We start from the raw sequence: 21744 nt of genomic DNA on the forward strand, positions 1-21744 counted from the left end.
CTTGGGGCAGATGGATAAAAACGGGATTTCGAATCGGAATGGACTCGAAACTGATTGGGCTACCTCAGATTCTCATCGAGAATCTTGGGCGTGACGAAGATCAGCAGCTCTGCCTTCTGGTTCGACTTCTTAACGTTGCGGAAGAACGCACCGAGGCCGGGCAGGTCGCCCAGGAACGGCACCTTGGTCACGCTGTCCTGCTTGTCAAATTCGTAGACACCGCCGAGCACGACGGTCTGGCCGTTGTCGACCAGCACCGAGGTGGTCATCTCGCGCTTGTCGATGATCGGATAGGAACCGGTGGCATTCGTGTAGTAACTGTTCAACGCATCCTTCTTCACCTCGAGAACGAGGAACACGCGGCCGTCGGCGGTGATGTTCGGCGTCACTTTGAGAGCGAGCGCCGCCTCCTTGAACGCGACGGTCGGCAACGCCCCGCCGCCTGCCGCCGAGGTGATCGTCGAATAGGGAATTTCCTGACCCTGGGTGATGTTCGCTTCCTTCTGGTTCGCGGTGACGACTCGCGGGCTCGAGATCAGTTCGCTGCGGCCCTCGGTCTGGCCGGCCGACAATTCCAGATCGAGCAGCACATTTGCGCCGAGCACGGATAACCCGATACTGCCCGCATTGGTCGTGCTCGTCGGCAGGTTGACGTTGAGACGATCGCCTAGATTGGTAGCGCCTGTCGAGCTGCCGCCGGTCACGCCCGGCGGCAGGACCGGAAACGGATCGCCCGTGGCCAATCGGTTGGCTAGGGCCTGATTGGTCATGTACTGCGAACCGTTGAGATTGCCGCTGGTCGAGACCACGCTGCTGCCGACCGTGGTCGCACCGCTGATGCCGAACTTGGCACCGAGCTCGCGCGCGAAATTGTCGGCGGCGACGACGACGCGCGCTTCGATCAGCACCTGCTGCACCGGCTTGTCGAGCTTGGCCACGAGCTCGCGTATCGCCCGCACCTTGTCGGGCGTGTCGACGACGAGCAGAGTGTTGGTGCGGTCGTCGGCGGACACGCGGCCACGCTCGGAAAGGAAGCCACTTGTGATTGCCTGACCGCTGCTGCCGCCGGTACCCTGCTTGGATTTCTGTGTCAGCAAGTCCGCAATATCCTTGGCTTGGCCATAGCTGATCGGAATGTATTCGGTGACCGTCTCGCTGACCTGCTCGAGCTTGAGCCTAGCGTCGGCCATTGCCTGTTCGCGATCGGCGATTTCCTTCTGCGGTGCTACCCAGACCACATTGCCGTTCCTGCGCTTGTCGAGTCCCTTGGACTGCAGCACGATGTCAAGCGCCTGGTCCCATGGCACGTTGTTGAGGCGCAGGGTGACGTTGCCGGTAACGCTGTCGGCAACGACGATGTTGAGTTCGGATTCCTGCGCGATCAGCTGCAACACCGCACGCGTGGGGATGTCCTGGAAATCGAAGGTGACCCGCTTGCCGGAATACACCGGGGGCGCGTTCGGGTCTCTCTTCTCCTTCTCCTTGGCCGGCGCAACTTCGACGATGTACTGGTTACCGGTCTGATAGGCGAGCTGCTCGAACGGCGCCTTGGCCGTGATGTCCATGTGCGCGCCGCCACCCTTGCTGTGCGTCTCGATGAACTGCACGGGTGTCGCGAAATCGAGCACGTCCAGGCGCTGGGCGAGCTGAGAAGGCAAGCGCGCGTTGTAGACGTCGAGCGAAATCTTGTCGCCCTGGCGCTTCAGGTCCGCGCTGGACCCTTCACCGGAAAAGGTGATGATGATGCGGCCCTCACCGTTCTTGCCGCGCCGGAAGTCAATGTTGGAAACCTCCTGCACCGCAGCGCCGACGGCCTTGGTCTGGTCGCCCGCGGCGATCACCGCGGCAGCGTTGGCAGCGTTGCCGTTGTTGACCACGAGGACGAAATTGTTGCCATCGGCGTGCGTCTCATAGGTGGAAACGCGATACAGATCGACCACGACGCGCGTACGCCCGGCCGCCTCGGCGACGTTGATGGCGCTGGCCGCGCCGCTGCCAACTTCGATATGCCGCTGGCTCGCAGTCGAACGCGTGTCGGGAATGTCGAGCGCGATGCGTGGCGGCGTCTCCGTGGTGAAGGCGCGAACCCCGGACGCGGGGCTGGCCAGCTTCAGCGTGACCTGCACGCGCCCGCCCGCCAATGGGGCATAGCTGACGTCCTGCAATACGTTTTCGGCATGCGCCGCCGCTGCCGCGACGAACGAGGCCAGCAGCACGCAGAGTGCTGCGCCGAATCGTTGCGCGGCGGTCCGCCGGATTGCGCCCGCGATGGTCCACTTCATGGTCTTCCCCGATCCGATGTTCGTTTCGCCAAACTTCACCGCGCCAACCGCAATCTGGCGCGTCATTTCGTACTGATTTCAATCGACGCCGGCCGCTCCATCCAGCCGCCGTTGCCGTTGCTCACCAATTCGACCAATTCAAGGCTGTCCGCGTGGATCGCCCTGATCTTGCCGTTGTTCTGACCGAGATAGTTTCCCGGCTTGACGCGCGACACCGTCCCTTCCGGATCGCGGATCAGTGCGACCATGGCCGGACCAGTATTGATGGTGCCCACCATCTTCAGGCTGTCGAGCGCAAACTCCTCGAGCTTTTCCTTCGGGTGCGGATCGGGCACGGCATTCTTCGCATCTTCCTCTGCTTTCTGCTCGGCGAGGCTCGGCGCGAATGGATCGCGCTGCGTCTGCGCCTTGTATTCGAATGTCTCGAACGTTTTGAGCACCGGCAGCGGCGGCAACGGACCGCCCGGCAGGTTCTTCTCGTCCGCGACCCACTTGTGCAGATCCTCAGTACCCTTCAAGCAGCCGCCGAGCAACAGCAGGGCGACGAGCAGGCCGCAACGCAGCATGGTTTGCATCGATCCCGTGCTCATTTGCCCGCCTTTGCCGCCGGCGCATTCGGCGCTCCCGGCTTCTTCGGCGCGGCCGCATCGGCCTCGTCCTCATCGACGTAACGATAGGTCTTCACCGTGCCCTCGAGCGTAAGCTGACTCGGTGCCTTGCCTGCGGCGGGCGCAGACGGCTTCAGCGAAACGTCGTGCATTGTCAGGATGACGACTCGCGGCAGTCTTGCGACCTCGCTGATGAAAGTCCCGAACTGGTGATAATTGCCAAGCATGCGCAACTTGATCGGCTTTTCAGCGTAAAAACCTTCTTGGATCGCTTCCGGTCCGGGCTCGAACAGTTGCGTTTCCAATCCGGCCGACAATGCCGCTTGCGACACATCGACCAGCAGTTCGGGCATTTCCGTTTTGCTCGGCAGCTGGCGCAGCAACTGGCGCAGGATCTCGCGCATGTCGTCGAGCTGGGTCTTCAGCCTCTCCAGATTGACGACCTTGAGTTGCTTGTCGTGAAAATCCTTCTTGAGGTCGATTTCCTGCTTCTGCTTCTGCACCAACGTGTCCGACTGGTCGCTGATCGACCACCACCAACCGAGGCCCAACAGGATGATGAAGATGAGAACGCAGGCCGCATACTTGATCCAGTCTGGCCAAGCACCGACGTTGTTGCGATCGAGATTGCGCAGATCCGAAAGCTTCATGGCGCCCTCCCCGCCGGCACGGCAGCGGGCTTGGCGGCGGGCGGCGCATCCGGCTTGGCCGGCGTGTTGCCAGGCGCAGCTGCGTTCGGCTGCTGTTCGGCCGAGCGCAACTTGACCGAGAGACCGAACTCATAGCGATTGCGCTTGTCGCTGCCCTTGATTTCGGTCTTCTTCAGATCCGAGCGCTGCATCCAGTTCGATGCATCGAGATTGCGCATGTAGTTGGCCACATCGCCGTTCGCCTGGGCCACGCCCTCAAGCGCGAGCTGGTCGCCGGTCTGCTTGATCGAAGCCAGACGAACGCCGTCCGGTATCGTCCGGACCAGTTCGTCGAACAGGTGCACCATCTGCGAACGGCTCGCCTGCAGCTGCTCGATGATCTGCTTGCGCGCGAGCAACTTGGCCTTGGTCGTCTCCAGATCCTTGATCTCTTTCAGCTTGCCTTCGAGCTGCTGGATCTCCGTGCGCAGATAGCCGTTGCGGCCTTCCTGGTCGTCGATGCGCTGGTTCATCCACCAGCCCCAGACAAGCCACGCAAGCACCGCCGAAACGGCGGCGGCAGCGAGCATGAGATAGAAGTCCCGCTCGCGCTGACGGCGCCGCTCCGCGCGCCAGGGAAGTAGATTGATATTGGCCATTAGTCGAAGCTCCGCATGGCCAGGCCCGCGGCGATCATCAGCATCGGCGCATCCTGTCTGAGCACCGCCGCCTGACTCTGCAGGCGCGGCGACAGTGACATGTTGGCGAGCGGATTGGCGATGATGCACGGCACATCGAGCTGCTGCAAAATCTTCGCGCCGATGTCGGGCACGAGTGCGCAACCGCCGGCAAGCACGATCTGATCCACCCGCGTGTAGTCACTGCCGGCGTAGAAGAACTGCAGCAGTCGGCTGATCTGCTGCACGATCGCTTCCTTGAACGGCTCGAGCACTTCGACTTCGTAGGATTCGGGCAGGCCGCCTTGACGCTTGGCGGCGCCAGCCTCCTCGTACGACAGGCCGTAGCGCCGCATCACCTCTTCGGTGAGCTGCTTGCCACCGAACACCTGTTCGCGCGAATAGATGGTGCGCTGATTCTTCAGCACGATCAGCGTGGTCATCGTCGCGCCGATGTCGACGACCGCAACGACGGCGTCCGACGGCACGGTAAGCTGATCGGCGATCAGCTTGCATGCGTTCTCCATCGCGAACGCTTCGACGTCGATGACCTTTGCGGTCAGTCCAGCGAGCTCGAGTGCGGACACGCGCAAATCGACGTTCTCGAGACGCGAGGCGGCAATGAGGACATTCACGCTGCCCGGAGCATCCTTCACCGGCCCCAGCACTTCGAAGTCGAGGCTCACTTCCTCGATCGGATAGGGGATGTACTGGTTGGCCTCGACCTGGATCTGTTCCTCCAGCGCATCCTCATCCAGCTCGGCGGGCATCGTGATGACCTTGGTAATCACTGAAGAACCGGCGACTGCCGAAGCCGCGAGCTTGAGTTTCGAGCCCGAGCGCGCTAGCGCGCGGCGCAGCGCCTCGCCAACCGGCTCTACCGCGACGATGTTCTTTTCGACGACAGAGTTTGGCGGCAATGGCTCGACCGCGTAGTGTTCGATGCGATAGCGCCCGCCGGATCGGCTCAGTTGCAGCAATTTCACTGCAGACGAGCTGATGTCCACGCCAAGTAGCGCCATCGATTTGGTCTGAAAGAAGTTCAACCCCAGATCCCCCAACCGCAAAAACGTTTGAGAAACAACACGTCCGCAGACGCCATTAAACCCGACTGTTAAATTTTTGGCAATGGGGAAATTTGCTGGACTAACAAGCACTTCCAAAAAAATTTTAGCGAACTGGATCGCATTTTCGCGTTTACCCCCCGAAAAATCGCCCTTTTGCTGCCCGCGAGCGGCCACGATCTTTCCCTATCGACCCCTCGAGCAGCCGCATATAATTCGTAATCGCCCCGCTTGTGGGCCGCCCGGCAAGATTCCATGCGTTTTTTTCGTCGCCTGCTTCGCTACACGCTGATCCTCGGGGTTGTTTGCATCGCGCTTGGAGCCATCGGCATCGGGGTCGTCTACTGGCTCATCGTGCCGCGCCTGCCTTCAGTTGAGTCGCTGCGCGACATCACCTTGCAGGTACCACTGCGCATCTACAGCGCAGACAACAAGCTTATCGCCACCTATGGCGAAACGCGCCGCATCCCAGTCAAGATCGAGGACGTGCCGCAGCAGGTGAGGAACGCATTCCTCGCTGCCGAAGATGCAAACTTCTACAGCCACCCCGGCGTGGATTATCAAGGCATCCTGCGCGCGTTCGGCCTGATGATCTCCAAGCGCACGCTGCACGTACCCGGCGGCAGCACGATCACTCAGCAGGTTGCACGCGATTTCTTCCTGAGCTCCGAGGTAAGCCTGTCGCGCAAGGCGACGGAGATCTTCCTCTCGTTCAAGATCGAGAACACGCTGAGCAAAGATCAGATCCTCGAGCTGTATCTCAACAAGATCTTCCTCGGCAACCGCGCCTACGGTGTCGCCGCCGCGGCCGAGTTCTACTATGGCAAGACACTCGACCAGCTCGACCTGGCCGAGTGCGCAATGCTCGCCTCGCTGCCGAAATTTCCCTCGACCGGGAACCCGCTCAACAACCGCGCGCGCGCACTCGAGCGCCGCCGCTATGTGCTGCAGCGCATGCTGGAGAACGGCTACATTTCGGACACCCAATTCAAGCAGGCCGACGCCGAACCCGAGCGCGCGTTCGCGCATGAGCCGCCGATCGAAGTCGAGGCGCCCTACGTCGCCGAACTCGTGCGCCAGGAAGCAATTCAGCGCCTCGGCAACAACGCACTGACCGACGCCTACACGATCCGCACCACGATCGATTCGCGCGATCAGGCTGCAGCGAACGACGCCGTGCGCGCAGGCCTGATCGCGTACGACCGACGTCACGGCTGGCGCGGTCCCGAGGCACATGTCGAGCTGGCAAGCAACACGACCGACGCCGATCTCGAGCGCAAGCTCGATGCGTTCCGCACGACATTCGGCCTTGTTCCCGCAATCGTCACCGGGAGCACGGAGAAGGAAGCGCATCTGCGCCTCAACGACGGCCAGGCCATCGTGCTCAGCCTCGAAGACATCGCCTGGGCGCGCCGTTATCAGGACGAAACCAGCCGCGGGCCCGCGCCGAAGCGGGTCGACGCTGCGCTCAAGCCGGGCGACATCGTGCGTGTCGCTAAAACAAGCGATCCGAAGAAGGAAGGCCGCTGGCAGCTCGCACAGATTCCTGCGGTGCAAGGCGCGCTCGTTGCGCTCGATCCCGAGGACGGCGCGGTGCGCGCGGAAGTCGGCGGCTTTTCGTTCGCGCGCAGCAAATTCAATCGCGTAGTGCAATCGCAACGCAACCCCGGTTCGAGCTTCAAGCCGCTGTTCTATGCCGCGGCGTTCGAGCATGGTTTCACCCCAGCCTCGGTGGTCAACGACGCGCCGGTAGTGTTCCCCGATCCGTCCAAACCAAACGGACAATGGACGCCCAAGAACGACGACGATGCATTCGCCGGCCCCATGCGTCTGCGTGAGGCGATGGTGCAATCGAAGAACCTCGTCTCGGTGCGTCTGCTCGACGCGATCGGCGTGCGCTATGCACGCGAGTTCGTCACCCGTTTCGGCTTGAGCCTCGAACAGGTACCGCCGAACCTGTCGATGGCGCTCGGCACCGCCTCGGTGTCGCCGATGAACATGGCGCGCGCGTACACCGTAATCGCAAACGGCGGTTACCTCGTCGATCCGTACTTCGTCGACGCGATCTACGACCGCGACGGCAAGGAGGTTTACAAGGCGCAGCCCGTGCAGGTGTGTGCGCAGTGCCCCGAGCGCGCCGGCGATGATGGCCGCGCGGGTGCACCGTCGACGACGCGCACCGTGGTCGACAACAATGGGGTGACGAAGGATGTCCTCTCGCCGATCGCGAGCGCGCAAGCGACGACCACAACTGGGCCTGTGACTAAGCTTGCCCCGCGCGCGCTCGACGCACGCACTGCCTATTTGATCGGCTCTCTGCTGCGCGATGTGGTCCGCCGCGGAACCGGCTCTGGCGCGATGGTACTCAAGCGCAACGACCTGTTCGGCAAGACCGGCTCGACCAACGACCATCGCGACGGCTGGTTCGTCGGCTACAACGCCGACCTCGTCGCAACGGCCTGGATGGGCTTCGACGACTTCGGCTCGATGGGGCATATCGAATTCGGCGCGCAGACCGCACTGCCGATCTGGATCGACTTCATGCGCGTCGCCCTCGACGGCGTGCCCGAGAAGCCTTTCAACACACCCGCGGGGATCAGCACGGCGCAGATCGATCCCGAAACCGGGTTCCTCGCCTCGCCGGGCACCGAGCACACGATCTCCGAGGTCTTCCGCACCGAGGACCTCACTCGCATCGCCAACAGCCCGAACCAGCCGACCGAGGCGGAGAAAAAGGTACAGCAAGAAGCCTACGGAATTTTCTGATGAGCCAGCGTCATGCCGATCGACGCGCGCAGCGCGGGCAGGATTCGCACGCATCGCGCCACCTAGACTCAGTTCGCGCGCGCATCGCGTTCGAAGCAGCACGCTTGATCAGCGAATCCGGTATCCGCGATTACGCGCTGGCCAAGCGCAAGGCCGCAACACTTCTGGGCGTCGATGCGGAATCCGCGCTGCCAAAAAATGCCGACATTGAAGACGCGTTGCGCGAATACCAGCGCCTGTTCCACTCCGAGGACCAGCCGCGGCGGTTGCGCGTGCTGCGCGAGGCTGCGATCGAAGCGATGCGCTTCTTCGCGCCATTCGAGCCGCGCCTTGTCGGCGCGGTGCTCGACGGCACCGCGGACGCGCACTCCGCAATCTGCCTGCACCTATTCAGCGACGACCCCGACGCGCCAGTACGCCTGCTCGACGAACATGGCATCGCCCATGAAATCGACACCCACCGATTTCGCCTGGATCGTGATCACGAAGCGGAATTCCCGGCCGTCCGTTTCGTTGCGGACAAAATCGTGGTTGACACCACAATTTTCGGCTACGACGGCTTGCGTCAAGCGCCGCTAAATCGCAATGGCCAGTCAATGCAGCGCGCGGCGCTTCAGGCGGTGGAGTCTCTGCTCTCGTAGGCCGGCAGCGAACCACGTCGCGTGATATCGCCAGCAAGGTTGACCTAGTGCGTGTCCGGCGCGAAAAGAGCGCCGGACACGAGTACAAGCATCAGCGCTTGTCGAGCGGCACGTAGTCGCGGTTGGTCGGACCGGTGTAGATCTGGCGCGGACGGCCGATCTTGGTGTCCTTATCGGTATGCTGCTCGAGCCAGTGCGCGACCCAGCCCGCGGTACGCGCGATTGCGAACATCACGGTGAACATCTCAGTCGGGATTTTCAGCGCCTTGTAGATGATGCCGGAGTAGAAATCGACATTCGGGTAGAGCTTGCGCTCGACGAAGTACGGATCCTTGAGCGCGACTTCCTCGAGCTTCATTGCCACATCGAGCAGCGGATCGTTGACGCCGAGATCGGCGAGCACTTTGTGGCACATTTCGCGGATGATCGTCGCGCGCGGATCGAAGTTCTTGTAAACGCGATGGCCGAAGCCCATGAGGCGGAAGCCGGAGTTCTTGTCCTTCGCCTTGTCGACCGCCTTGGACACCTTGTCGGCAGTGCCGATCTCGCCGAGCATCTTGAGCACGGCCTCGTTCGCGCCGCCATGCGCGGGCCCCCACAGCGCGGCGATGCCGGCGGCGACGCAGGCATACGGGTTCGCGCCGGTCGAGCCGACCAGGCGCACAGTCGAGGTCGACGCGTTCTGCTCATGGTCGGCGTGCAGGATGAACAGCAGATCAAGCGCCTTCGCCGCGACCGGCGAGAGCTGCAGCGGCTCGCTTGGCACTTCGAACATCATGTGCAGGAAACGGGTGACATATTCGAGGTTGTTGCGCGGGTAGCGCAACGGCCAGTCGATCGAGAAGCGGTAGGCCGCGGCGGCCAGCGTCGGCATCTTTGCAATCAGTCGGATCGCGGCGAGGCGACGCTGCTCGGGATCATTGATGTCGAGCGTATCGTGATAGAACGCCGACAGCGTCGCGACCGAGCCGCACAGCATCGCCATCGGGTGCGCGTCGTAGCGGAAACCGCTCAGGTAATGACGCAGCGACTCGTGCATCATTGTGTGATGCGTCACTTCGTCGTCGAATGCGCCGAACTCGGTGGCCGTCGGCAACTCGCCGTTGAGGAGGAGATAGGCGACTTCGAGGAAGCTCGACTGCTTGGCAAGCTGTTCGATCGGGTAGCCGCGGTAGAGCAACACGCCCTTGTCACCATCGATGAAGGTGATGGCGCTGCGCGTTGACACCGTATTGGTGAAACCGGGATCGAACGTGTAATAACCGGTGTCCTTGTTCAACTTGGCGATATCGAGCGCCGGATCGCCGAGGCTGCCGGAGACGACCGGCAACGTCGTGGATTTCGCGGACGCGGAATCGGTCAGTACTACGCTCTTGTCGGACACGGACGGGCTCCTGAAAAAGGGGGAAGCGGGGACGGTGCATCAGGCGAGATCGGCGTATTGGCAACGTCGAACGGCCGATTGAATTATCGCATGCCGCCGTATGCTGCGAAACAGCATAAAAAGGGCAAAAAAAACGGCGGGGCCCCTTGCCCCGCCGCGATGAACCGGTCACATCTGGCGTCTATGCGCCTGAATTTCCTAAATTTAATTCCGATTACTTACCGCCTTGCACACCGCATTCATCGTCTGGCACGGCGTTGGAAGTAGACACCGGTCAGCAGCAGCCCCAATCCTGCGAACAGCAACAATGCCAACTTCGACAGCGGCGCTGGGGTCGCATTCTGCGGCGGCGGTGGAGGCGGAGCCTGGTCGCTGTTCGTGATCGAGCAAGTCGCGTTCTGACCCTGCACCAGAGTCACCGTTCCACCGGCCGCACAGTCGCCGCCCCAAGCTCCGGCCGTGTAGGTGCTCAAAGTCGTCTCGCTGACCGTGTGCGTTCCCGCATTCACCGCTACCGCCGTCACCCAGGTCGTCGCCGTGCCGTCGATGCTCGGGGTGAAGCTCGACGTGGTCGCCGTGCCGCCGTGTGTATTCGACACCGTCTTCACCAGCGTCAGCGTCGTCGGCTGGTCGCTGTTGGTGATCGTGCAGATCGCGTTCTGGCCCACCGTCAGCGTGACCGCACCGTTCGCCGCACAGTCCCCTCCCCACGAACTCGCCGTATAGCCAGTCAAGCTCGTCTCGCTCGCCGTGTGTGCGCCTGCACCCAATGTTACCGCCGTGCCCCAGCTCGTCGCCGTACCGTCGACACTCGGCGTGAAGCTCGCCGACGTGGCCGTACCGCCATGCGTGTTCGACACCGTCTTTACGAGTGTCAGCGTCGCGGCCTGGTCGCTGTTCGTGATCGTGCAGGTTGCGTTCTGGCCCACTGTTAGCGTGACCGTGCCATTCGCCGCACAGGCTCCGCCCCACGAACCCGCCGTGTAACCCGCGAGAGCCGTCTCGGTAGCCGTATGCGAACCGGCGCCCAGCGACACCGCCGTGCCCCAGGTCGTTGCCGTACCGTCGATGCTCGGTGTGAAGCTCGATGCCGTAGCCGTGCCGCCGTGCGTGTTCGATACCGTCTTCACCAGCGTCAGCGTCGGCGCTACGTCGCTATTGGTGATCGTGCACGTTGCATTCTGGCCCGCCGTCAGCGTGACTGTGCCATCCGCCGCACAGGCACCGCCCCACGATCCGGCCGTGTAGCCGGCCAAGCTCGTCTCGCTCGCCGTATGCAGACCGGCGCTAACTCCCACCGCCGTGCCCCAAGTCGCCGCCGTGCCGTCGACGCTCGGCGTGAAGCTCGCCGACGTGGCCGTACCGCCATGCGTGTTCGACACCGTCTTGACCAGCGTAAGCGTCGCCACTTGGTCGCTATTGGTGATCGTGCAGGTCGCATTCTGCCCCGGGGTCAGCGTCACCGTGCCGTTCGCCGCACAGTCTCCACCCCATGAACCCGCCGTGTAGCCCGCCAGACTGGTCTCAGTTGCTGTGTGCGCGCCCGCACCCAACGTCACTGCCGTGCCCCAGCTCGTCGCCGTGCCATCGATGCTCGGCGTGAAGTTCGCCGATGTCGCCGTGCCGCCGTGTGTATTCGACACCGTCTTCACCAGCGTCAATGTCGCCGACTGGTCGCTGTTGGTGATCGTGCAGGTCGCGTTCTGACCCTGGACCAAGGTCACCGTGCCGTTCGCCGCACAGGCACCGCCCCACGACCCAGCCGTATAGCCGGCCAAGCTCGTCTCCGTTGCGGTATGCGCACCGGCAGTGACCGGCACCGCCGTGTTCCACGTCGTCGCCGTGCCGTCGACGCTCGGCGTGAAGTTCGCCGATGTCGCCGTGCCGCCGTGCGTATTCGACACCGTCTTCACCAGCGTCAGCGTTGTTTGCTGGTCGCTGTTGGTGATCGTGCAAGTCGCATTCTGACCCGGCGTCAGCGTTACCGTGCCGCCCGCCGCGCAGTCTCCGCCCCATGAACCCGCCGTATAACCCGTCAGGCTGGTCTCGGTGGCCGTATGCGCACCGGCATTGACCGCAACTGCCGTGCCCCAAGTCGCCGCCGTACCGTCGATGCTCGGCGTGAAGTTCGCCGACGTCGCCGTGCCGCCGTGCGTGTTCGACACCGTCTTTACCAGGGTCAGCGTCGTCGGCTGGTCGCTGTTCGTGATCGTGCAGGTCGCGTTCTGGCCCAACGAGAGCGTCACCGCGCCGTTTGCTGCACAGGCTCCGCCCCACGAACCGGCCGCGTAACCCGTCAGGGTCGTCTCACTCGCCGTGTGCGCACCGGCATTCACCGCCACCGCCGTGCCCCAGCTCGTCGCCGTGCCGTCGATGCTCGGCGTGAAGTTCGCCGACGTCGCTGTACCGCCGTGCGTGTTCGACACCGTCTTCACCAGGGTCAGAGTCGGCGCCTGATCGCTGTTGGTGATCGTACAGGTCGCATTCTGGCCCGGGGTCAGCGTTACCGAGCCGTTTGCCGCACAGGCACCGCCCCAAGATCCGGCCGTATACCCCGCGAGCCCCGTTTCGCTCGCCGTATGCGAACCTGCAGCCACCACCACCGCCGTGCCCCACGCCGTCGCGGTGCCGTCGATGCTCGGCGTGAAGTTCGCCGCCGTCGCCGTACCGCCATGCGTGTTGGACATCGTCTTCACCAAGGTCAGCGTCGCCGACTGCACGTTGGTATAGGTGCAGGTCGCGCTCGGATGGGTGCCGGTCAACGACGCCGACACTTGTCCGGTCGCCTGATTGACGGTGACGAAGCTGCTGGCGTCCGCGCCGTTGATGTCGACGCAGCTGATCGAGCCCAGCGTCCATCCGGCCGGAAGGGATCCCAGAGTTTCCTGCGCGGAAAGGACTTGGGCCGTCGTGGAGAGTGTGGTAGCAGTTTGAATCACCTGCTGGCCGGCGTCCGCGAGCGAGAAGTTGGCCGGGCTCGGGCTTCCAGTAAAGGGGAATGACGTGGCGCCACCGCCCGACGCCACCTTCTTGACGATGAGGCTGCCGAACACCGGAATGACAAATGCACCGGACTTGCACTTCGATGGAGCGCCGAGCACGAGCTGTGATGCGGTAGTACATGTCGCCGTGTTCTGGGCCCAAACAGCGACGGCATTGAGCGTCACGCTGCCCGAACTGCCCGGGGTGCATGGCACGTCCACGGTATGCGGCAGGGCATACGTACCCTGCGTTGAAGTCACGTTGCCGCAGGTATTCCCCGCATCCACCGAGAACGGCGAGGTAATCGGAGTGCTGAAAGCATCGCAGCTGGCGGAACCCGGACCGCTGGCGTTCGTAAACGGCACCGTCGGATCCTTGCCATCTAAGGCAATGTAAATGCCCACGTTGTGGCGGACATTCGAACTGGACTGCAACTGCGCATTCAGCTGGAGCGTCGCGACCGGATCAACGCCAGCGATGCAAGTCACCGAGCCGTTGTTGACCAGCGCGATGCTGAGATCGTTGGCAGTACACGAGCCGAGCGCGCCAGCGGGGTTGGTAGAGCCGATACATTGGACATTCGTGGCGTAGACGGGGGCCGTATTGGAAGAATCCGCCAGCGCCGCACTCGGGGCGATCAGCGCGAGCGCGGTCCCGGCGAGCGCCGCTTTGAAGACGCTTGCTAAGTGCGAAAAACGCGATCTGCCAGATATCGATTCGACCGCGAGATGCCTAGCCCGCCCTCCTTCCGATTCGATTGCAAACTCCCAACTGCCTTTGGCCCCACCCAGATTGCGGCTGGATCGACTTGTGCGTTTGAACATGACTTTCCCCTGTGATTTCGGCAATGGTCTCCGCCCAGGAGACGCGCCCCGAATTGGCGCGATGTGATTGCGGAACCTCGGCAGCCTGTTGCGCGGCAAACTTCGATGCACAACAGGCGGGCATGACGCTCCGCCCCCCTGAGCCTGTTGGGGAGTTCTTATACGCCCGGAAATAAGAGACGCACATCACTCAAATGAGCGATCTCGTGAAGTGCCTCTTGTTTTTTGCCCCCCAGAATGAGCGATTGCGCGCACTAGCCCGCTGTGGCAACCTGTTAGCATGGGGGATTATGAGCTGGTATCGCTTTTGCTCGTCGATGACGAGCCTGCGCTATTGGCGCGGCTGTGTCGCATCCTGAAAACCCTATGCGGAGAGGATGCGACCCTGTTCTGCGTGGAGAGTATCGCGCAGGCCAAGGCAGCTGCCACGGGTCGGCTGTTCACCATGGCCCTGGTCGATCTGGGACTCCCCGACGGCAGCGGCATCGAATTGATCCAATGGCTGCGCGCGCGGTCGGAGATGCCGATCCTGGTAATTTCCGCGTGGAGCACCGAGGACACGATACTCGATGCGCTGCGTGCCGGAGCGACGGGATACCTGCTCAAGGAACGCGACGATGATGAAATCGCCATGCTCCTGCGCACCGCGCTGAAGGGCGGCATGCCGATCGACCCGTTCATTGCACGCCGCATCCTCGGCGCCACGGCCTCCGTGCGTTCGGCACAAGACGAAGCAGACGTCTCCTCGAGTCAAGAGACGCTGTCGAAACGCGAAGTACAAATACTCGAGCTCGTCGCCCAAGGCCTCAGCAACCTCGAAATCGCCGAGCACACCAATCTCTCGCGCTGGACAGTGGCCACCCACGTGAAAAGCATCTACGCGAAGTTCGCGGTACATACGCGCACCGCCGCCGTTCGCGCCGGCCGCGGCAGCGGGATTTTGCGTTAACCCCAAAGCATTTTCCGAACCCCGGAAAGCAGGCGCGACCTTTCCCGCGAGATGCGACGGTGGCACTAGGGTGTTCTAGCGCCTGCTCGCATGCAAAGAGCGCATAATATGCTGACGACTTTGCGCCGGAAGGGGACCGCGCAGTGGGCTCGATAGTTCGCATTTCATTGCGCTGCTGCCTGTGGCTGGCGATTTGTTTTTTTTGTCCGCCGACAACTCAAGCGCAGGCCCCGATACGGCAGTGGCCAGGCAATGTGCACGCCGTCCGCGGCGACTGGAACATCACGACCCCGCCGCGCGAAGGATGGGTCGGCGTCGATCTGCCCGACGATTGGCGTCGCCGCTGGCCGCAATTCGACGGCGTCGTCTGGTATCGACTGAACTGGAATATCGAGGGACCGCCTGAAGACACCGGGCTATTCGTCGATTACCTCAATCTCGCCGGCACGATCAGTATCAACGGCAACGAGCTTCAGCGCGACGCCAATCTCGTCGAACCACTCTCGCGCATGTGGAACACGCCGCGCTATCTGTTGTTGCCAGCATCGATGCTGCATGCAGGCGAGAACGAAGTCCTGATTCGAGTCAGCGGGTTTGCTGATCACCAGCCGGCATTGGGCAATGTGACGATAGGTTCGCCGGCGGCAATGTTGGCCGTGTGGAAACGGACCCATTGGCTGCGCGTCGACCTGCAGTGGCTCAATCTCGGCATCGGCACGACCCTGGGGACCTTCTTCCTTGCCCTGTGGCTGATCCGTCGACGCGAAACGGCTTTCGGCTGGTATGCCGCGCAACAAGCAGCATGGTTCGTGTTCTCCTACAACTTCATATCCGTCAGCGCGTGGCCGTTCGCCACCACCGACGCGTATTCGGCGGCGATCACCGCTTCCTATCTCATCTACGATGCCTGCAGTGCGATGTTCATGCTGCGCATCATGGGACGCCACTGGGCGCGAACCGAAACGGCGATGTGGCTGCTCACCGCGCTCGTCATAGCGGGGATGCTGCTGACCCCGCATGCCCGCCTGGGCGAAATGCGCGATGCGCTTTCGCTGTTCTCCATGGCAATGATCATCGTCACCACGGCGGTGTTTCTCCACCTCGCCTGGCGGCGCAATGGCAACATCCCGCAACGCGTGCTGTCCTTGATCGCGCTGGCCGTGCTCCTGGCGAGAGCCCACGACTTCCTGGTTTTCCTCGGACTGATCGCGAGCAATCTCTATTTGGTCACTTATGCCGAGACCTTGTCGATGGTCGGCTTCGCGTTGACCCTGGCCTGGACTTTCGCGACCAATATCCGCCGCATCGAAAGTTTCAACAGCGAGCTGACCAGCTCGGTCGCGCGCGCGCGCGAAGAACTCGCGACGACACTGGAACGCCAGCACGAACTCGAGCTCGTCCACGCCCGTCTGGACGAACGCCTCACCCTCGCCCACGATCTGCACGACGGTCTCGGCGGCATCCTCATCGGCAACATCGCCACGTTCGAGGAAGCGCCCGAGACTGTGCCCACGCGTACCGTACTCGATCTATTGCGCGAACTGCGCGACGACCTGCGCCTGATCATCGACACCGCCTCGTCGCAGACCTACGGCGAAGACTCGCTCGGCGAACTCGTCGGATTGCTGCGGCATCGCATGACACGTCTGTTCGAAGCGCGCCGGATTGCGATTCGCTGGCATATCGAGGGAATCGATCGATTGCGCCTGACCTCAACGCAGAGCATGGACGTCCTGCGCATCCTGCAGGAAGCGCTGTCGAACGCGCTCAAGCACAGCGGTGCGACCGGCGTCGAAGTCGATCTGATCCATGCGGAACGCCGCCTGCTCATGGAAGTGCGCGACAACGGGGTCGGACTCCCGGCGAATGGCGGCACCCCGGGGACCGGCATACGCAGCATGCGCACGCGCGCCCGACGACTTGGGGCACAATTGACGGTCAACGCCGATGGCGGCGTGACCTTTATCCGCCTGGATGTCCCCAAGCCGGCGTCGCCGCGCGTCGCGGGCTAGGGTCGTTGCCGGGAATCGAAGCGCGAGCGGACAGGCCAGCCGGGGCGTCGAAACGCACGCTGCAACGCGCCGTGACAGCGCGTCGAAGCGGGTTCGTGCTTACTTGGCGCCGTAGCGCTTGCGGAACTTGTCCACGCGACCGCCGGAATCGACGATCTTGTGCTTGCCCGTGTAGAACGGGTGCGAGGCGCTGGAAATTTCGATCTTGACGACCGGGTATTCCTGGCCGTCTTCCCACTTGATCTTATCCTTGCTCGTCATCGTCGACCGCGTGAGGATCGCGAAGTTGGACGAGACATCCTGGAAGACCACGGGTTTGTATTCGGGATGGATGTCAGCTTTCATGGTTTTGGGCTCCGCGGATGCGGTATCGCACTGAGAAAAGAGCCGAATTTTAGCCTGAATCTCGTTTTTCGCGCAAGTTTCGAGCAAATGCCGCCGGCGAAGCGCCCGTGGCAGCCGTTAGCCAGCCGGCAGCGGTTGGGTTTGAAGTCGGCATAATGCCCTGCCCAGGCGCCTTCCACGCCATTTGAATCCCCGACTCCCCGCCGAATGCCACATCTGCTCCTCTCCTCCTTTCGTCCTCGTCGGCCCAGGCTCTCGGCCTTGTTCGCCTTCATCCTCGCGGCGATCGCGTTTGCTCCAACCGCTCGGCCCGCGCAGACCTCGAACGCCCCCCTGGCGCCGACCCAGGCGCAGCAGCTGCCTGCCGCGCTCGATGATGCGATCAACGCCGCGTTGACCGCCCTGCCGCGCGCGCGCGACCTCAACACCGACCAGCGCAAGAAAGCCGAAGACCTGCTGCGTGACGCATTGAGCGACGACCAGGCCGCAAGCGAAGCCGTAACCCGGCGCCAAGGATTTCTCGATGCCGCGCTGAAGGCGGCGCCGGTCGAGGCGACGACAGCGGTGTCCGGCAGCGACATCGGCCAGAGCTTCGCCGACTGGCGGGCGAAACTGCCGAACGACGAGGACGCGACATCGCTCACCAACCTGCTCGAAAGCGAGCGCAACCAACTCGGTGCCGCGCAGGCCTCGCTGCGCAGCCTGGAAGACACCTTGCAGAAACAGACCCAGCGGCCGGACGCGCTGCGCGACGAACTCAGCGAAGGGCGTTCGCAGCAAGCCGCCGACACGCTGTCGACGTCCGATGCACCGCGCACGCTCGCCGCCGCGATGCGCCTGCGCGCGCAGGCTGCCGATCGTCTGCAACGTTGTCGCATCGCCGAACTGGAAGCCGAGCAGCGCACCTACGAAGCACGCATCCGTGCGCTGTTCGCGCAACGCACGGCGGTCCGCCGCAGCATCGACGAGCACGGCCAGCGCGTGCACTGGCTCGAGAACATGGTCATCGATCGCTACACGAGCAAAGTCAGCGACCTCGTCACCGAACTCGCCGCCGAACGCGATAAGCTCGATGCGGCCGGCAGCGCACCGGTACTGCGCGAAACCGCAGCGGAGAATCTTGCGCTCGGCCAGGACCTCGTCGCCACGATCAAACGCATCTCCGCCTTGCGCGATCTGCAAAGCACCTACTCCAGCGAGCGCGCCGACACCGAACAGGCGGTGAAGAACACCAAGGCACGCCTCGACCTCGGCGGGGTCAGCGAGGAAGTCGGCGCACTGCTGCTTGCCGAGCGACGCAAGCTGAAATCGTTGAGCGTGCTGAATCGCGAACTTGCCGACACACGCAACCAACTCGCGCAAAGCAAACTTGCCATGATCGACCTGCGCGAGCAGCAGGATCACCTCGAAAACATGGACGGCGCGATCGCCGCCGCACTCGCACATGCGGGACAGCCGCCGGCGATCACCGGTCCGTTGCACGACGGGCTCGAACGCCTGCTCATTGCGCGCAGCGATCTGTACACGCGCCTGATCGCGGCGAAAACACGCCAGACCTCGATTACCGAAGACGCCGAACAACAGCTTGCCGGCCTGATTGCCAGCACGACCGCGCTGAACGGCATGCTCGATTCCAACCTGCTCGCGATCCCGAGCCACGCGCCGATCAACCTGGCCTGGTTCGGCGACCTCGGACATGCGCTGCGCGGTCTCGCCCATCCGAAAGAGACAACCCAGATCGTAAGCGTCGCCGACACTTTGCGCTCGAACGTAACTCTATCGATCGCCGGCCTGCTCATGCTGCTCGCCGCCGTGTACGCGCGCCGCCGCGTGCCGACCGAATTCGAGCGCATCGCCGCGCCGATGCGACGCATCCGCACCGACCGTTACCGCTACACGACCTGGGCACTCGCGCTCACTTTGCTTGCCTCCGCTCCGGTCGCGCTGTTCTGGACGATCCTCGGGCGCCTGTTCCTGCACACCTCGAATGTAGATGCGCTCGAGGGTCCGCTCGGCCTGGCCACCGGCGCAATAGCCGTGCCGTGGTTTGTGCTCGCCTTCCTGCATTGGCTCAACCGCGACGACGGCCTGGCGCATGCACACTTCCGCTGGCTGCGCGCGCGACGCGTGTCGCTGCGCCGCGCGGTGCCATGGATCGCGCTTGCCGTGCTCGTACCGACATTCATCCACAATTGGCTGCGCGAAATCAGCAATGACGAAATCGACGCGACGATGGGTCGAGCGCTATTCATCGCCGGCACGCTCGGACTCGCCACGATCACCTGGCATCTGCTCGGTCCCGGCGGAATCTGGGCACAACGCGGCGGCAAACTCGACGACGAGCCGATACGTCTGCGCCAGTTCGCGCGACTCGGATTCACCGCGGCATTCGTGGCATTCGCCGTGCTCGCCGCGCTCGGCTATTTTTTCACCGCGATCATTTTCACCGAACACCTGCTGCTCTCGATGGTCGCGATCCTCGGCGTCAGCGTGATCCACGGCCTCGCGGTGCGCTGGCTGATCCTCGGCGAGCGCCGCCTCGCCCTAAAGCGCGCGGAAGACCGGATGCGCGCCGAAGCAGAGGCGATGGGGCCGCCGACCGAAGGCGAAGCCTTGCCCGAAGTCGAACCCGACGAAACCGATGTCGCCGCTCTCGGCGCACAGACACGGCGCGTGTTGCGCCTCGCGCTCACGCTGCTGCTCGGGGCGAGCCTGCTCGTGATCTGGTCGGACATCGCGCCCGCGCTGAACTTCCTCGACAAGATCAGCGTCTGGCCGTCCACCTTCGTCGACGAAAACGGCAAGCAGATCGCGTTCAACGTGACCCTGCGTTCGGTGCTCGAATCCGCGCTGCTGCTCGTGATGACCTTCATCGCCACGCGCAACCTGCCCGGCCTGCTCGAAATCGGCGTGCTGCGCCGGCTCAACATCGATGCGCCGACGCGCTACGCCATCGTCAGCATCGTGCGCTATCTCATCGTGCTCGTCGGCGTGCTCGTCGGCCTGGGCCTGCTCGGCCTGCATTGGTCGAACCTGCAGTGGCTCGCCGCCGGCCTGACCGTCGGCCTCGGCTTCGGCCTGCAGGAAATCTTCGCCAACTTCATCTCCGGCCTCATCGTGCTGTTCGAGCGTCCATGCCGGGTCGGCGACATCATCACGATCGGCAACATTGAAGGCACGGTCACGCGCATCCGCACGCGCGCGACGACGATCCTCGATTGGGACAACAAGGAAGTCATCGTGCCGAACAAGGCGTTCATCACCGAGCGCTTGGTCAACTGGACGCTGAGCGACACGACCACGCGCGTCGTCATCAAGATCGGCGTTGCTTATCGCAACGACGCGCGCCTCGCACAAAAACTGTTGCTGCAAGTCGCGACCGAACACCCGCTCGTGCTCAACGATCCGCAGCCGCTCGCCTGGATGACCGGCTTCGGCGACTCGACTCAGGATTTCGAGCTGCGCTTCTTCGTCGCCGAAATCAGCCAGCGCAACCTCGTGCGCACCGAACTGGTCATGCGTATCGCCGAGGTGTTCCGCGACAACGACGTCGAGATTGCCTACCCGACGCGCGACGTGTGGTTCCGCAACACGCTCGACACTGCCGGCTCGAGCGCACCGTCTCAGGCGGCGCCGACGGCAGAGGCGAGCAAGCCTTCGAATCGCGCCTGATCGATATCGAGCACGATATGCGCGTTCGCGCGCTTGCCGAGGCGATCCTGCCAGTCGACCACGGTGGCGCCGCGCGTGATCCGCCCGTCGAGTTCGACGCCGACGTGATGTTCCTCGGCGTGCGTGACGATGTCGGGCTGCAGCGCGACCGCCATCGCGAGCGCATCGGCGATGAGCAATTTCGGCCGACCGCGTTCGCGCGACCAGGCGCGCGTCTTCGCCGTGATTGAATCGTAGAACTTCGCACGCGCATCGCCCTTGGCCAGCATCGCCTCGAAGCGTTCGAAATCGAGGCCGTGGCGCATCGTCGCCTCCCAGTCGACCAGGGTGAAGCGCGGCCACTGCGAGAACACGACGTGCGCGGCCTCGGGATCGAAGCCGACATTGAACTCCGCCGGCACTGTGCCGTAGTTGCCGCGCCCGCTCACCGCGCCGCCCATGACCACGAGCCGCGCCACGCGCAGCGGCAGGTCCGGATCGAGCTTGAGGGCAAGCGCGAGATTGGTCAGCGGCGCGAGCGCGACGAGGACGAGACTGCCCGCGAATTCGTGCGAGGCGCGCAGGATCGCGAGCGCGGCATGCTCGCTCTCCGCCTCGCGCGCGCTCGGCGTATAGCCGGTGTCGCCAAAGCCGTCGCTGCCGTGCACATCGGCTGCGTCTGCGGCGGAATGCACGAGCGGTGTCGCGCAGCCGGCGTAAACCGGCGTCGTCGCACCGATCACCTCGACGAGCTTGAGCGCGTTCGCGACCGTGTGCTCGATGCCGACGTTGCCGGCCGCCACTGACAGGCCGACCACCTCGGCGCGATCGTGCGCCATCAGGATCGCCATCGCGTCGTCGACGCCCGGATCGGTATCGATCAGCATTTTATACTTTTGCACTTCACGCCCTTTCATCGCTTGTGTTTCG

General features: G+C 63.3%; 14 protein-coding genes. 5 read left to right on the forward strand and 9 right to left on the reverse strand.

All coding sequences use genetic code 11. The features are described 5' to 3' along the window. Window positions 1–59 precede the first annotated feature (59 nt). The 5 genes from F455_RS0101635 to F455_RS0101655 form a co-directional block, all read right to left on the reverse strand. On the reverse strand, window positions 60–2282 hold the full coding sequence (locus F455_RS0101635) for a type IV pilus secretin PilQ (RefSeq protein ID WP_033409069.1): 2223 nt from the start codon (window positions 2280–2282) through the stop codon (window positions 60–62). Window positions 2283–2344: 62 nt separating this feature from the next. Continuing rightward, a complete protein-coding gene (locus F455_RS0101640) occupies window positions 2345–2872 on the reverse strand; it encodes a pilus assembly protein PilP (RefSeq protein ID WP_018971513.1) in 528 nt (175 codons plus the stop codon). Continuing rightward, window positions 2869–3540, reverse strand: coding sequence for a type IV pilus inner membrane component PilO (locus F455_RS0101645; protein ID WP_018971514.1), 672 nt, complete (start codon window positions 3538–3540; stop codon window positions 2869–2871). The genes F455_RS0101640 and F455_RS0101645 overlap by 4 nt, the downstream gene beginning before the upstream one ends. Continuing rightward, a complete protein-coding gene (locus tag F455_RS0101650; protein ID WP_018971515.1) occupies window positions 3537–4178 on the reverse strand; it encodes a PilN domain-containing protein in 642 nt (213 codons plus the stop codon). Before F455_RS0101650 ends, F455_RS0101645 begins: the two co-directional genes overlap by 4 nt. After that, a complete protein-coding gene (locus F455_RS0101655) occupies window positions 4178–5242 on the reverse strand; it encodes a pilus assembly protein PilM (protein WP_026292964.1) in 1065 nt (354 codons plus the stop codon). The genes F455_RS0101650 and F455_RS0101655 overlap by 1 nt, the downstream gene beginning before the upstream one ends. Window positions 5243–5515: 273 nt before the next feature. Here F455_RS0101655 and F455_RS0101660 point away from each other — a divergent pair, with 273 nt between their 5' ends. Continuing rightward, entirely contained in the window at window positions 5516–8026 is a 2511-nt protein-coding gene (locus F455_RS0101660) for a penicillin-binding protein 1A (protein WP_018971517.1), read from the forward strand. Then, a complete protein-coding gene (locus F455_RS0101665; protein WP_018971518.1) occupies window positions 8026–8667 on the forward strand; it encodes a hypothetical protein in 642 nt (213 codons plus the stop codon). The genes F455_RS0101660 and F455_RS0101665 overlap by 1 nt, the downstream gene beginning before the upstream one ends. Before the next feature lie 91 nt (window positions 8668–8758). Here F455_RS0101665 and F455_RS0101670 read toward each other — a convergent pair whose 3' ends face one another. Both F455_RS0101670 and F455_RS0101675 read right to left on the reverse strand, forming a co-directional pair. Beyond that, a complete protein-coding gene (locus F455_RS0101670; RefSeq protein ID WP_018971519.1) occupies window positions 8759–10051 on the reverse strand; it encodes a citrate synthase in 1293 nt (430 codons plus the stop codon). 239 nt (window positions 10052–10290) lie between these two features. Continuing rightward, on the reverse strand, window positions 10291–13398 hold the full coding sequence (locus F455_RS0101675) for a beta strand repeat-containing protein (protein ID WP_157578375.1): 3108 nt from the start codon (window positions 13396–13398) through the stop codon (window positions 10291–10293). 739 nt (window positions 13399–14137) lie between these two features. On the opposite strand from F455_RS0101675, the gene F455_RS0101680 reads away from it, so the two are divergent. Together F455_RS0101680 and F455_RS0101685 are read left to right on the forward strand one after the other, a co-directional pair. Beyond that, window positions 14138–14806 (forward strand): response regulator, encoded by a 669-nt coding sequence (locus tag F455_RS0101680; protein ID WP_018971521.1) that lies wholly within the window; start codon window positions 14138–14140, stop codon window positions 14804–14806. A 254-nt stretch (window positions 14807–15060) separates the two neighbouring features. Then, window positions 15061–16818, forward strand: coding sequence for a sensor histidine kinase (locus tag F455_RS0101685; RefSeq protein WP_018971522.1), 1758 nt, complete (start codon window positions 15061–15063; stop codon window positions 16816–16818). Between the two features lie 99 nt (window positions 16819–16917). On the opposite strand, the gene F455_RS0101690 is transcribed toward F455_RS0101685, so the two are convergent. Then, window positions 16918–17163, reverse strand: coding sequence for a type B 50S ribosomal protein L31 (locus tag F455_RS0101690; RefSeq protein WP_018971523.1), 246 nt, complete (start codon window positions 17161–17163; stop codon window positions 16918–16920). Window positions 17164–17424: 261 nt separating this feature from the next. Here F455_RS0101690 and F455_RS0101695 point away from each other — a divergent pair, with 261 nt between their 5' ends. Then, window positions 17425–20835: a mechanosensitive ion channel domain-containing protein gene (locus F455_RS0101695; protein WP_018971524.1), complete on the forward strand. Its 3411-nt coding sequence runs from the start codon at window positions 17425–17427 to the stop codon at window positions 20833–20835. Here F455_RS0101695 and F455_RS0101700 read toward each other — a convergent pair. Next, on the reverse strand, window positions 20787–21731 hold the full coding sequence (locus F455_RS0101700; protein ID WP_018971525.1) for a nucleoside hydrolase: 945 nt from the start codon (window positions 21729–21731) through the stop codon (window positions 20787–20789). The two genes, F455_RS0101695 and F455_RS0101700, sit on opposite strands and share 49 nt — an antisense overlap. Window positions 21732–21744 lie beyond the last annotated feature (13 nt).

The organism is Rudaea cellulosilytica DSM 22992, assembly GCF_000378125.1.
Classification (GTDB): Bacteria; Pseudomonadota; Gammaproteobacteria; order Xanthomonadales; family Rhodanobacteraceae; genus Rudaea; species Rudaea cellulosilytica.